Raw genomic sequence first — 12,319 nt, 5'->3', positions numbered from 1 at the left:
GCTGAATTGCAGCGTGATCCACACAGGAGAATTCGCTTAACCATGGCTGTGAAGATCAAGCTCACCCGGCTTGGCAAAATCCGCAATCCCCAGTACCGCATCGCCGTCGCCGACGCCCGCACCCGGCGCGACGGCCGCTCCATCGAGATCATCGGCCGCTACCACCCCAAGGAAGACCCGAGCCTGATCGAGATCAACTCCGAGCGCGCGCAGTACTGGTTGTCTGTGGGTGCTCAGCCCACCGAGCCCGTCCTCAAGCTGCTGAAGATCACCGGCGACTGGCAGAAGTTCAAGGGTCTGCCGGGCGCCGAGGGCCGCTTGAAGGTCGCCCCGCCCAAGCCCAGCAAGCTGGAGCTGTTCAACGCCGCGCTGGCCGAGGCCGAGGGCGGACCGACCACCGAGGCCGCCAAGCCGAAGAAGAAGGCCGCGACGTCGGGGGTCAAGAAGGCCGCGAAAGCCGCCGAGCCGGAAGCCGCCGCGCCGGAAGCAACCGAGCCTGAGGCCGCCGCGCCGGCCGAGGGTGGCGAGCAGGCCGAGTCGAGCACCGAGAGCTGACCGCGGTCATGAGCACGGTTGTCGTTGACGCTGTTGAGCATCTGGTTCGCGGGATTGTCGACAACCCCGACGACGTCCGGGTGGACATGGTGACCAGCCGCCGCGGGCGGACCGTGGAAGTCCACGTCCACCCCGACGACCTGGGCAAGGTGATCGGCCGCGGCGGTCGCACCGCGACGGCGTTGCGCACGCTGGTCGCCGGCATCGGCGGACGCGGGATCCGCGTCGACGTGGTGGACACCGACCAGTAGGGAACTCCCTTGGAGTTGACCGTCGGGCGCGTGGTCAAAGCGCACGGCATCAGCGGTGAGATCGTCGTCGAGATCCGCACCGACGATCCCGCCGCCCGATTCGCACCGGGTAACACGTTGCGCGCCAAGCCTTCCCGTGGCGGCCCGGAACGCAGCTGCGTCATCGAGAGCGCGCGTGAGCACGGCGGGCGGCTGCTGGTGCGGCTGGCCGGCGTCACCGACCGGGACGCCGCCGACGCGCTGCGCGGCACCCTGTTCGTCGTCGACTCCGCCGAGTTGCCCGAGATCGACGAGCCCGACACCTACTACGACCATCAACTCGAGGGCCTGCAGGTGCGCACCACCGGCGGCCGGCGGGTCGGTGCGGTCGCCGAGGTGCTGCACACCGCCGCCGGCGAGCTGCTGGCGGTGCGTGACGACGCGGACGGTGCGCCGCGAGAAGTGTTGGTGCCGTTCGTCAGTGCGATCGTCACCGCGGTGTCGCTGGACGACGGGCTCATCGAGATCGATCCGCCCGACGGCCTGCTGGACCTGTAGGCCGGCATGAGAATCGACGTCGTCACCATCTTTCCGGCCTACCTGGACCCGCTGCGGCAGTCGTTGCCGGGCAAGGCGATTCAGTCCGGCCTGGTCGATCTGCGGGTGCACGACCTGCGGCGCTGGACGCACGACGTGCACCGCTCGGTCGACGACGCCCCCTATGGCGGCGGCCCCGGCATGGTGATGAAGGCGCCGGTGTGGGGTGAGGCGCTCGACGAAATCGCCTCCGCGGAAACACTTTTGGTGGTTCCCACGCCGGCCGGCGTGCTGTTCGACCAGGCCACCGCCGCCCGCTGGAGCGCCGAGCGGCATCTGGTGTTCGCATGCGGCCGCTACGAGGGCATCGACCAGCGGGTGGTCGAGGACGCCGCCCGGCGGATGCGGGTCGAAGAGGTCTCCATCGGCGACTACGTCTTGCCGGGCGGGGAGTCGGCGGCGGTGGTGATGATCGAGGCCGTGTTGCGGCTGCTCGACGGGGTGCTCGGCAATCCCGCGTCGCGCCACGATGATTCGCACTCGCCGGCACTGGACCGGCGGCTGGAGGGGCCCAGCTACACCCGGCCGCCGAGCTGGCGCGGGCTGGACGTGCCGGAGGTGTTGCTCTCCGGTGACCATGCCCGGATCGCGGCGTGGCGCCGGGAGGTCTCGCTGCAGCGCACCCGCGAGCGCCGACCGGAGCTGCTAGCCGATCCGGTTGGGCCGCAAGACGATCCGGGCCTTTAGAGCCCGTGCGGCGGGGCCTCGATGCGGCCGTCGGGAAAGATCGTTTTGACCGCCCGGGTGATGGTCTCCCGGGCGGTCGCGTCGTCGGCGGGCTGCAGCGACTGGACCACCATGATGTAGCGGCGGTCGGCGCCGATCACGCCGGTGGACAGGTGCATCCAGTCGGCGCCGATGCAGCACATCCAGCCCTGCTTGACCGCGACGGGCTCGGCGTACAGGCCGTCGGGGATGCCGAATCGCTGCGGATAACCGTCCACGCCGTTGGGGGTCGACTGGGCCAGGTCGCTGACGATGATCCTGGCCTGGTCGGCCGGCAGGCCGCCCGACCCGTCCAGCAGCATGTCGTAGTAGCGGATCAGGTCGGTCACCGAGCTCATGGTGTTCCACCAGCGGCCGTCGCCGGGCGGGGTGGTGGACGTCAGGCCGTAGCGGCTCGCCACCTCGGAGATGATGGCCGCGCCCCCGCCCTGGCCCCAGAACCGCTCGGCGGCGCCGTCGTCGGAGGACTGCAGCATGATGTCCAGCGCCTGGCGGTCGTCGGCGCTCAGCGCGGCCTTGCCCTCGGCCTGGTGCAGCAGCAGATCGTCGGCGATGAAGAGTTTGGCCACCGACGCGGTGCCCACGATCTGGCCGTTGCCGTTGGACACCAGCTGGTGGGTGCCGCGGTCGAGGATGGCCACCGACAGCGCGGCGCCGCTGGCCGCGGCCTGGTCGGCGGCCTGCTGGATGCGGGTCGGCAGCTGGGCGAACCCGGCGTTCGGCAGCGCCTGCGGCGGCTGCGGCGGAGTGGCGGCCTCGAGCATCAGGGCGGCCGACTGCGGGGGCGGCGGCTGGGTGAGCACCCGCACCGGCGCGGCGACGGGCAGGTGGTACACCTTGGCCTGGACCAGCGCCTCGGAACCGGCAGCGATCAGCAACGTCACCGCCGCGGTGGCGGTGAACAGCGTCAGCGGCCGTACCCGCATTCGTCTCCTTGCGCGCGACTCGACACAGTGCCTACGGCGGCCCGCTCGCGGCACTCGCACCGGCCATCACGCCGTGGTGCGGGTAGCGCGTTCTGACCCCAGTCATATGTACCATTCACCAGCGCGTTCGGCTCGTTGTGAACCGCCGACGCGCTGTGATTTCCGCGCCAGGGACCCCGTCTGGCACAATTGACCAGTTGTCTCCAGCGGTTGCAGGCCGGCTGGGCCACTTCCCGCCTGCTGCGAGATGCGCCAGAAAGCCCGAAACCATCGGCCGGGCGACCGCCTCACACCCGCGTGTGGGTGGCTGCCGCCGGCCGCGACCTCAAGGAAGTGTCTCTCACATGAACCGGCTGGACTTCGTCGATCAGGCGTCGCTGCGCGACGACATCCCGGTTTTCGGCCCGGGCGACACCGTCAACGTGCACGTCAAGGTCATCGAGGGCGCCAAGGAGCGGATCCAGGTGTTCAAGGGCGTGGTGATCCGCCGCCAGGGCGGCGGCGTGCGCGAGACCTTCACCGTGCGCAAGGAAAGCTACGGCGTCGGCGTCGAGCGGACCTTCCCGGTGCACTCACCCAACATCGACCACATCCAGGTGGTGACCCGCGGAGACGTGCGCCGCGCCAAGCTGTACTACCTGCGTGAACTGCGCGGCAAGAAGGCCAAGATCAAGGAGAAGCGCTGAGCGGCCCGACCGCTCGCCGCTTGCCGGGCCGTAACGTGCGCTGGCTACGCTGATCTCGTGACCGACACCGCGGATTCCTCTAACCCCCAGTCCCACGCTGGCGACGCAGATCCGAAGGTCTCCACCCGCAACCCGGATACCCGCCCCGACGACGACGCCGGCGCGCCCGCACCGGTTCCCGAACCGGGGACCAAGCCCGACGCAGCCGCTCCCAGCGAGGGCTCCAAGCGTTCGACGCTGCGCGAATTCGCCATCCTGGCGGTGATCGCCGTGCTGCTCTACTACGTCATGCTGACCTTCGTGGCGCGGCCGTACCTGATTCCGTCGGAGTCCATGGAGCCCACGCTGCACGGCTGCACCGGCTGTGTGGGCGACCGGATCATGGTCGACAAGGTCAGCTACCGCTTCGGCGCCCCGCGCCCCGGCGACGTCATCGTCTTCAAGGGCCCGCCGTCGTGGAACCTCGGCTACAAGTCGATCCGGTCCAACAACACCGCGCTGCGCTGGGCGCAGAACGCGCTGTCCTTCGTCGGCTTCGTCCCACCGGACGAGAACGACCTGGTCAAAAGGGTGATCGCGGTCGGGGGACAGACCGTGCAGTGCCGGGCCGAGACCGGGCTGACGGTCAACGGCAAGCCGCTGCGCGAGCCCTACCTGGATCGCAACACCATGGCCGCCGACCCGTCGGTGTACCCGTGCCTGGGCAGTGAGTTCGGCCCGGTCACCGTGCCGGCCGGGCGGCTGTGGGTGATGGGCGACAACCGGACCCACTCCGCGGATTCACGCGCGCACTGCACCAGCGTGCCGGCCGAGGCGCTCAAGGGCGTGTTGTGCACCGGGGATCCGGCCTCGGGAACCGTGCCGGTGTCCAACGTGATCGGCAAGGCCAGGTTCATCGTGTGGCCGCCGTCCCGCTGGGGCGGGGTGGGATCGGTGAACCCGCAACAGGGGCAGTAACCATGGCCACGACGTGGCCGCCCCGGACGGTGATTCGTAAATCGTCGGGTCTGCGCACCCTGGAGTCGGCGCTGTACCGCAGCGGTCTGGGGCCGGTGGCCGGCGTGGACGAGGTGGGCCGCGGCGCCTGCGCCGGACCGCTGGTGGTAGCGGCCTGCGTGCTCGGTCCCGGAAAGCTGGAAAGCCTTGCCGCCCTTGATGATTCGAAAAAGCTGACGGAGAGCGTGCGGGAGCGGCTGTTCCCGGTGATCCGCCGCTACGCGCTGGCCTACCACGTGGTTTTCATTCCGCCGGCGGAGGTGGACCGCCGCGGCGTGCACGTCGCCAACATCGAGGGGATGCGCCGTGCCGTGGCCGGGCTGTCGCTGCGGCCCGGCTACGTGCTCAGCGACGGCTTCCGGGTGCCCGGGTTGGCGGTGCCGTCGCTGCCCGTGATCGGGGGCGACGCCGTCGCGGCGTGCATCGCGGCCGCCAGCGTGCTGGCCAAGGTCAGCCGGGACCGGTTGATGGTGGCGATGGACGCCGAGCACCCCGGCTACGGCTTCGCCGACCACAAGGGCTACAGCACGCCGGCGCACAGCGCGGCGCTGGCCCGGCTGGGCCCGTGCCCGCAGCATCGTCATTCGTTCATCAACGTGCGGCGGGTGGCCAACGGCTCGGGCGGCCGGGTGGTGGCCGACTGCAAACCGGACCTACCGCTGCAGCGCGACGAGGGCCGGTGAGGAAAGATGGGATGGCGAGGGCAGTGTCTCCGAAGAAGGACGTCTGAGCAGATGAGTGGCAGATGAGCGCAGAAGATCTCGAAAAGTATGAAACCGAGATGGAGCTCTCGCTGTACCGCGAATACAAGGACATCGTCGGACAGTTCAGCTACGTCGTGGAAACCGAACGGCGCTTCTACCTGGCCAACAGCGTGGAGATGACGCCGCGCAACGCCGACGGCGAGGTCTACTTCGAGCTGCGGCTCTCCGACGCCTGGGTGTGGGACATGTACCGGCCGGCGCGGTTCGTCAAGCAGGTGCGGGTGGTCACCTTCAAGGACGTCAACATCGAAGAGGTCGAAAAGCCCGAGCTGCGGCTGCCCGAATAGCCCGGCCTAGGTGTTGGGCGGCAGCTGGTTCTCGATCTCGGGTGGCAGCTGACCGCGGTTGTCGATCACGGCGCGCGCGACCTCGGCCAGCTTGATGTTGAGCGCCTGGGAGTGGCGGCGCAGCAGGTCGAACGCCTCGTCCTCGGTCATCTCGTGCAACAGCATCAACATGCCGACCGCCTTGCCGATCTCGCGGTTGGACAGCAGCCCGCGGCGCAGGCTCGCGGCGTCCTCGCCCTTGGCGACGGCGTTGATGGCGACGCTGGCGAAGGCGGCCAGCACCGCCGCCCGGCCGGCCGACTCGGCGTCGAACATGTTGGGGGTGTCGCTGAACAGGTTGAGCGCCGCGCCCTTGCGCTTGTCGACCAGCAGCCGAAAGCCCATCGCACCGCGCACCGGGGTCTCGGCGACCAGCACGGAGGCCAGCTTGGGCCACAGCGACGGCGTGGTCAGGTCGGGGTCGATCTGCGGCGTCTCCTCCTCGATCGCGTCGATGCAGGGGCCGTCGCCGGCCCGGCGTTCCAGCTCGTCGATGTGCCGGGCCAGCTGGTCGCTGGCGCCGACGGTGACGTAGCGGTCGTTCTCGCGCACCAACAGGCTGGCGTGATCGCAGCCGCGCACCGTCAGGGTGGCGGCGATGCAGATGGCGGCATACATCTCGTTGGCGTCCGAGCCCTGGTAGATGATCTCGGCCAGCGCCGCGAAAACCGTCGCGGGATCGGCTTTCTCCCCGCCCGCCGCGGACGCCACCGCGCCGGCTTCCGATTGTTCCGCCATGCTGCTGCCTCGTTTCCTGCGGTGCCGGCGGGATGACCCGCTCCCCAACGCCGTAAATTATCTCCTCGCCGACACCAGCCTTACATGCCGTTTGGCCGGGTTGCCGACGGCATCCGCCGTCACCGCCGGTCGTCGACGGGGTGCGATGCCCGCCCGTGGGCGGCAGGCGCGATCGCGCGCGGGTTGGAATGATGGTTCTACCACGCGCCGAGCGGGCGTGCGCGACGTCGGCCTCGCACGGTTTCGGCCGGCCGCCGGGGGGAAGGACGTCTGAATGGGGGTGACCGAGTGGGTGTGACCGTCGCGGTGACCGGACCGACGGGGGAGATCGGCCGCTCCGCGGTGACGGCACTGGAGCGCGAACCGGGCGTGGACGCGATCATCGGGATGGCTCGCCGGCCGTTCTCCCCGTCCTCGCGCGGCTGGCAGAAGACCACCTACCAGCAGGGCGACATCCTGGACCGGGAGGCCGTCGACGCGGTGGTCGCGCAGGCCGACGTGGTGATCCACCTGGCCTTCATCATCATGGGTTCGCGCGACGAGAGCGCCCGCGTCAACCTGCAGGGCACCCGCAACGTCTTCGAGGCGACGGTGGCGGCCGGGCGGCCGCGGCGCCTGGTGTACACGTCGTCGGTGGCGGCCTACGGCTACCACTCCGACAACCCCGTCCCGCTGACCGAGGACGTGCCGGCGCGCGGGTCCGCCGAGCATTACTACTCGGCGCAGAAGGCCGCGTCCGAGGCGATGCTCGCCGAGATCACCAAGGATTCGCCGCTGGAGGTGTTCGTGCTGCGGCCCTGCATCGTGGCCGGGCCGGGCGCGACCGCGCTGGCCGACGCGATGCCGTGGAACCAGCTGCCCGGCCCGCTGCGCGCCATCGTCAAAGCGGTGCAGGCGATCCCGGTGCTCAAGCCGGTGGTGCCGGACCCCGGTTATCCGCTGCAGTTGGTCCACCACGACGACGTGGCGTCGGCCATCGCGCTGGCCGCCACCGCGCCGGCGCCCCCGGGGGCGTACAACATCGCCGGCGACGGGGTGGTGACGGTGGCCGACGTGGCCAAGGCGCTGGGCGGGCGGCCGGTGCGGGTGCCGGCCGTGGCGGCGACGGCGGCCTCGGCGGCGATATCCAAGGCGCCGCTGGTGCCCTCGATGCTGGAATGGCTGCACACCGCGCGCACGTCGATGGTGATGGACACCACCAAGGCCAAAACCCAACTGGGCTGGCGGCCTGTGCACACCTCGGCGCAGGCGCTGGCGGCGCTGGCGTCGGCGGTGTGATCGGCTCGTGGGTCTGCCGCGGCTCGCTGACCCACCGGTCGCGGTAGTTTGAGGCGGTGCAGGTAACGTCGCGCCGGCGGGTCACGCATCTGACCGCCGGGCAGGCGATCACCCGACCGGAGACCCTGGTCGTCGAGGAGCCGTTGGAGATCCGGGTGGGCGGCGCCGCGGTCACCGTGACGATGCGCACGCCGGGCTCGGATTTCGAACTGGCCCAAGGCTTTCTGCTGACCGAGGGCATCATCGGGGCCCGCGAGGACGTGCACAGCATCCGCTACTGCGCCGGGCGCGGCGAGGACGGCGCGAACAGCTACAACGTGCTGGACGTCGCGCTGACGGCCGGCCTCGGCCGCCCCGAGCTCGACGTCACCCGCAACTTCTACACCACCTCCTCGTGCGGGGTGTGCGGCAAGGCGTCGCTCGAGGCGGTGCGATCGGTCAGCCGGTTTTCGCCGGGCACCGACCCCGCCACCGTCGCGGCCGCCACCCTGCAGGCGATGCCACACCAATTGCGTTCGGCGCAAAAGGTTTTCGACAGCACCGGGGGTCTGCATGCGGCCGCGCTGTTCCGCGCCGACGGCACCATGCTGGTGGTGCGCGAGGATGTCGGCCGGCACAACGCGGTCGACAAGGTGATCGGCTGGGCGCTGGAGCAGCAGCGGCTGCCACTGCGCGCCACGGTGTTGCTGGTCAGCGGGCGGGCGTCGTTCGAGCTGGCCCAGAAGGCGGTGATGGCCGGTATCCCGGTGCTGGCGGCGGTGTCCGCGCCGTCGTCACTGGCGGTGTCGCTGGCCGAGGAGTCCGGAGTCACGTTGGTGGCCTTTCTGCGGGAGGACTCGATGAACATCTACACCCGGGCCGACCGGATCGGCTGAACCGCACCGGTGGCCCGGCGTGGCTGTGGATGCGCGCCGCACTGGGGATAACCGGCCGGTGCGGGCGGCCGCGCCCGGCGGCCCGGCCTCGCCCGTCGGCGGCGCCGGGCAGGGTGGCCGCCATGACGACCGAAACGACGATGACCCGGATCCAGCTGGGCACGATGGGTGAGGCGCTCGCCGTGGACCACCTGACCCGGATGGGGCTGCGGGTGCTGCACCGCAACTGGCGCTGCCGCTACGGAGAACTCGACATCATCGCCTGCGACGACGCCACGTCCACGGTGGTGTTCGTCGAGGTCAAGACCCGCACCGGCGACGGCTACGGCGGGCTGCCGCAGGCCGTCACGCCGCGCAAGGTCCGCCGGCTGCGCCGGCTGGCCGGGCTGTGGCTGGCCGGCCAGGACCGGCGCTGGGCGGCCATCCGCATCGACGTGATCGGCGTGCGGGTGGGGCGCCGCCGCACCCCGGAGATCACGCATCTGCAGGGGATCGGCTGATGGCGCTGGGACGCGCGTTCTCCGTCGCGGTGCGCGGCGTGGACGGACAGATCGTGGAGATCGAGGCCGACATCACGTCCGGTCTGCCCGGCGTGCATCTGGTGGGGTTGCCGGACGCCGCGCTGCAGGAGTCGCGCGACCGGGTCCGGGCGGCGGTCAGCAACTGCACCAACAACTGGCCGCAGGCGCGGCTGACGCTGGCGCTGTCGCCGGCGACGCTGCCGAAAATGGGCAGCGTCTACGACATCGCTCTGGCGTCGGCGGTGCTGTCGGCGCAGCGGAAGAACCCGTGGCACCGGCTGGACAAGACGGTGCTGCTGGGCGAGCTGTCGCTGGACGGGCGGGTCCGGCCGGTGCGCGGGGTGCTGCCCGCGGTGCTGGCCGCCAAGCGCGACGGCTGGCCGGCCGTGGTGGTCCCGGCCGACAACCTGGCCGAGGCCAGCCTGGTCGACGGCATCGACGTGTGGGGCGTGCGCACGCTGGGCCAGCTGCAGGACTGGCTGAGCGGCACCGGCGCCCTGGACGGCCGGATCGAGCCGGACACCACCGCCCCGGAGCCGACGGCGGATCTGGTCGACGTGGTCGGGCAGACGCAGGCCCGGTTCGCGGTGGAGTTGGCCGCGGCCGGGGCCCACCACCTGATGCTCACCGGCCCGCCGGGGGTGGGCAAAACGATGCTCGCGCAACGCCTTCCGGGGCTGCTGCCGCCGCTGACGGAGAGCGAGTCGCTGGAAGTCACCGCGATTCACTCGGTGGCCGGGCTGCTGTCGGGGGACACGCCGTTGATCACCCGGCCGCCGTTCGTGGCGCCGCATCACAGCTCCAGCGTCGCGGCGCTGGTCGGCGGCGGCTCCGGGATGGCCCGCCCGGGCGCGGTCAGCCGGGCCCATCGCGGGGTGCTGTTCCTCGACGAGTGCGCCGAGATCCGGCTCAGCGCGCTGGAGGCGCTGCGAACACCGTTGGAGGACGGCGAGATTCGGCTGGCCCGCCGCGACGGCGTGGCCTGCTACCCGGCCCGCTTCCAGCTGGTGCTGGCCGCCAACCTGTGCCCGTGCGCGCCGGCCGATCCGCAGGACTGCGTCTGCGCGGCGGTCGCCAAGCGGCGCTACCTGGGCAAGCTGTCCGGGCCGCTGCTGGACCGGGTGGACCTGCGGGTGCAGATGCATCCGGTGCGGGCCGGCGCGTTCGGCGGCGGCGACGGCGAATCCACCGCGCAGGTCCGCCGGCGGGTCGCGCAGGCGCGGCAAGCCGCGGCGCAGCGCTGGCTGCCGTACGGGTTTCGCACCAACGCCGAGGTGAGCGGGCCGCTGCTGCGCCGCAAGTTCCGGCTGGGCAGCGCGGCGATGGATCCGCTGCAGAAGGCGCTGGACCGCGGACTGCTCAGCATCCGGGGCCTGGACCGCACCCTGCGGGTCGCCTGGAGCGTGGCCGACCTGGCCGGGCGCACGTCGCCGGGACCCGAGGAGGTCGCCACCGCGCTGAGCTTTCGCCAGGCGGGGGCGCAGCGATGAACGCGGCGGCGCGCCGACGGGCCGGGTCACCAGCGCAGCAGGGTCAGCCAGTCGGTGTGCCCGCCGCGCAGCGCGATCGCGACGGTCACCAGGATCGCGAACGCCCGGGCGAATTGCGCCATGGCGCGGCCGCTTTCGCCGCGCGTTTGGATCTCGCGCAGCGCGATGCAGGCCAGCACGATGGCGATCACCGGGATGGGAAAACCGAGCCAGGCGACCAGGCTCAGCGCGAACGCCGCGATCGCCCACGGGTTTTTGGGACGTTGCGACGCGGCGTAGCCCAGCGGCAGGTCGAGGATCATCGTTCGCTCCGTTCGGTGCGGGCCGGCGGGCGGCCGTCGGCGGACCACACCACAGTCGCGGGCGAGGCTGGACGGATTCTTGGCGGATTCTTGGAACCGGGAGCACGGCGATGACGGCCGCCGACCCCCGGGCGTTGCGCGCCTGGGCCTACCTGTCCCGGGTCGCCGAACCGCCCTGCCCCGGGCTGGGCGCCCTGGTGCGCCGGGTCGGGCCGGTGGAGGCGGCCGAGCGGGTCCGGCGCGCAGCGGTCGACGACGCGCTGGCCAAACACACCGAAGCCCGGCGCGAGATCGACCGCGCGGCGGCCGATCTCGAGCTAATCGCCCGGCGCGGCGGGCGGTTGGTCACCCCCGACGACGACGAGTGGCCGGTGCTGGCCTTCGCCGCGTTCGGCGCGGCGACACCCCGCCCGCCCGGCACCGCGCCGATGCTGGCGCCGCTGGTGCTGTGGGCGCAGGGCCCCGCCCGGCTCGACGAGGTCGCCCACCGGGCGGCCGCCGTGGTCGGCACCCGCGCCGCGACCGCCTACGGCGAGCAGGTCGCCGGCGACCTGGTGGCCGGGTTGGTGCAGCGCGACGTCGCGGTCGTCTCCGGCGGCGCCTACGGCATCGACGGCGCGGCGCACCGCGCCGCGCTGGACTGCGACGGCGTCACCGTGGCGGTGCTGGCCGGCGGGCTCGACGTCGCCTACCCGAGCGGTCACTCCGCGCTGCTGCACCGGATCGGGCAGCACGGCCTGCTGTTCACCGAATATGCGCCCGGTGTCCGCCCGGCCCGCTACCGCTTCCTGACCCGCAATCGACTGGTGGCCGCGATGGCGGGGGCCACCGTCGTGGTGGAGGCCGGGCTGCGCAGCGGCGCGGCCAACACCGCGGCCTGGGCGCGCGCGCTGGGCCGGGTGGTGGCGGCGGTGCCGGGGCCGGTGACGTCGTCGGCCTCGGCGGGCTGCCACGCGCTGCTCCGCAACGGCGCCGAGCTGATCACCCGCGCCGAGCACGTCGTCGAGCTCATCGGCCACATCGGCGAATTGGCCGCCGAGGAGCCGCACCCGGTCACGCCGCTGGACGGCCTGGGCGAGGCCGAACGCCGGGTGTACGAGGCGTTGCCGGGCCGCGGCGCGGCCACCGTCGAGCAGCTCGCGGCCGGCTGCGGGTTGCTGCCCGAGCAGGCGCTGGGGCCGCTGGCGATGCTCGAGCTGGCCGGGCTGGTGCGCCGCCAGGACGGGCGCTGGAGGATCGTGCGGACCGCCGCGGGCCCGGCCCCGCCACCGGCGTGACTCGTATAGTCGACGGCGGGTCGAGGTTTGGA

General features: G+C 71.8%; 15 protein-coding genes and 1 pseudogene. 13 read left to right on the top strand and 3 right to left on the bottom strand.

The genetic code is table 11. The annotated features are described in order from the left end of the window. The first annotated feature begins 42 nt into the window (after positions 1-42). The 4 genes from rpsP to trmD are packed head-to-tail and all read left to right on the top strand — an operon-like array spanning position 43 to position 2,069. Positions 43-555 (top strand): 30S ribosomal protein S16, encoded by a 513-nt coding sequence (gene rpsP, locus NF20_RS11465; RefSeq protein ID WP_023896426.1) that lies wholly within the window; start codon positions 43-45, stop codon positions 553-555. Between the two features lie 8 nt (positions 556-563). After that, positions 564-806 (top strand): RNA-binding protein, encoded by a 243-nt coding sequence (locus tag NF20_RS11460; protein WP_003878715.1) that lies wholly within the window; start codon positions 564-566, stop codon positions 804-806. A 9-nt stretch (positions 807-815) separates the two neighbouring features. Continuing rightward, positions 816-1,343: a ribosome maturation factor RimM gene (gene rimM / locus NF20_RS11455; RefSeq protein ID WP_023896429.1), complete on the top strand. Its 528-nt coding sequence runs from the start codon at positions 816-818 to the stop codon at positions 1,341-1,343. 6 nt (positions 1,344-1,349) lie between these two features. Then, the gene (gene trmD / locus NF20_RS11450) at positions 1,350-2,069 is read left to right on the top strand and encodes a tRNA (guanosine(37)-N1)-methyltransferase TrmD (RefSeq protein ID WP_019732765.1); all 720 of its coding nucleotides are present in this window, start codon (positions 1,350-1,352) and stop codon (positions 2,067-2,069) included. Here the strand turns inward: trmD and NF20_RS11445 are convergent. Next, on the bottom strand, positions 2,066-3,034 hold the full coding sequence (locus NF20_RS11445) for a hypothetical protein (protein WP_023868365.1): 969 nt from the start codon (positions 3,032-3,034) through the stop codon (positions 2,066-2,068). The genes trmD and NF20_RS11445 overlap by 4 nt on opposite strands. A 344-nt stretch (positions 3,035-3,378) precedes the next feature. On the opposite strand from NF20_RS11445, the gene rplS reads away from it, so the two are divergent. From rplS to NF20_RS11425, 4 genes and pseudogenes are all read left to right on the top strand, one after another. Then, on the top strand, positions 3,379-3,720 hold the full coding sequence (rplS, locus tag NF20_RS11440) for a 50S ribosomal protein L19 (protein WP_003875074.1): 342 nt from the start codon (positions 3,379-3,381) through the stop codon (positions 3,718-3,720). Positions 3,721-3,777: 57 nt separating this feature from the next. Continuing rightward, a complete protein-coding gene (gene lepB, locus NF20_RS11435) occupies positions 3,778-4,677 on the top strand; it encodes a signal peptidase I (RefSeq protein ID WP_019733202.1) in 900 nt (299 codons plus the stop codon). Between the two features lie 2 nt (positions 4,678-4,679). Beyond that, a pseudogene (locus NF20_RS11430) lies at positions 4,680-5,454 on the top strand (ribonuclease HII). Between the two features lie 7 nt (positions 5,455-5,461). Continuing rightward, complete coding sequence (locus tag NF20_RS11425; RefSeq protein WP_003875077.1) at positions 5,462-5,767, top strand: DUF2469 domain-containing protein; 306 nt, start codon at positions 5,462-5,464, stop codon at positions 5,765-5,767. Positions 5,768-5,773: 6 nt separating this feature from the next. Here NF20_RS11425 and NF20_RS11420 read toward each other — a convergent pair whose 3' ends face one another. Next, entirely contained in the window at positions 5,774-6,544 is a 771-nt protein-coding gene (locus NF20_RS11420) for a GAF and ANTAR domain-containing protein (protein WP_003875078.1), read from the bottom strand. Between the two features lie 288 nt (positions 6,545-6,832). Between NF20_RS11420 and NF20_RS11415 the strand changes: the two genes are divergently transcribed. The 4 genes from NF20_RS11415 to NF20_RS11400 all read left to right on the top strand — a co-directional run bounded on the left by NF20_RS11415 (position 6,833) and on the right by NF20_RS11400 (position 10,708). Then, positions 6,833-7,822, top strand: coding sequence for an SDR family oxidoreductase (locus tag NF20_RS11415; RefSeq protein WP_003878714.1), 990 nt, complete (start codon positions 6,833-6,835; stop codon positions 7,820-7,822). 56 nt (positions 7,823-7,878) lie between these two features. Beyond that, positions 7,879-8,697, top strand: a complete 819-nt coding sequence (gene fdhD, locus NF20_RS11410) for a formate dehydrogenase accessory sulfurtransferase FdhD (protein ID WP_033711965.1) — start codon at positions 7,879-7,881, stop codon at positions 8,695-8,697. Positions 8,698-8,819: 122 nt separating this feature from the next. Continuing rightward, positions 8,820-9,197 (top strand): YraN family protein, encoded by a 378-nt coding sequence (locus NF20_RS11405; RefSeq protein WP_033711971.1) that lies wholly within the window; start codon positions 8,820-8,822, stop codon positions 9,195-9,197. Continuing rightward, positions 9,197-10,708, top strand: coding sequence for a YifB family Mg chelatase-like AAA ATPase (locus NF20_RS11400; RefSeq protein ID WP_011725654.1), 1,512 nt, complete (start codon positions 9,197-9,199; stop codon positions 10,706-10,708). The genes NF20_RS11405 and NF20_RS11400 overlap by 1 nt, the downstream gene beginning before the upstream one ends. Positions 10,709-10,734: 26 nt before the next feature. Here NF20_RS11400 and NF20_RS11395 read toward each other — a convergent pair whose 3' ends face one another. Then, complete coding sequence (locus tag NF20_RS11395; protein WP_023865158.1) at positions 10,735-11,010, bottom strand: DUF4190 domain-containing protein; 276 nt, start codon at positions 11,008-11,010, stop codon at positions 10,735-10,737. A 110-nt stretch (positions 11,011-11,120) separates the two neighbouring features. Between NF20_RS11395 and dprA the strand changes: the two genes are divergently transcribed. After that, on the top strand, positions 11,121-12,287 hold the full coding sequence (gene dprA / locus NF20_RS11390) for a DNA-processing protein DprA (protein ID WP_011725653.1): 1,167 nt from the start codon (positions 11,121-11,123) through the stop codon (positions 12,285-12,287). The last annotated feature ends 32 nt before the right edge of the window (positions 12,288-12,319 follow it).

The sequence above is a fragment of the Mycobacterium sp. MAC_080597_8934 genome (genome assembly GCF_000523975.1).
Lineage (GTDB): Bacteria > Actinomycetota > Actinomycetes > Mycobacteriales > Mycobacteriaceae > Mycobacterium > Mycobacterium avium.
The sequence above is the reverse complement of the archived record's forward strand: the minus strand, read 5'-3'. Positions and strand labels throughout refer to the sequence as shown.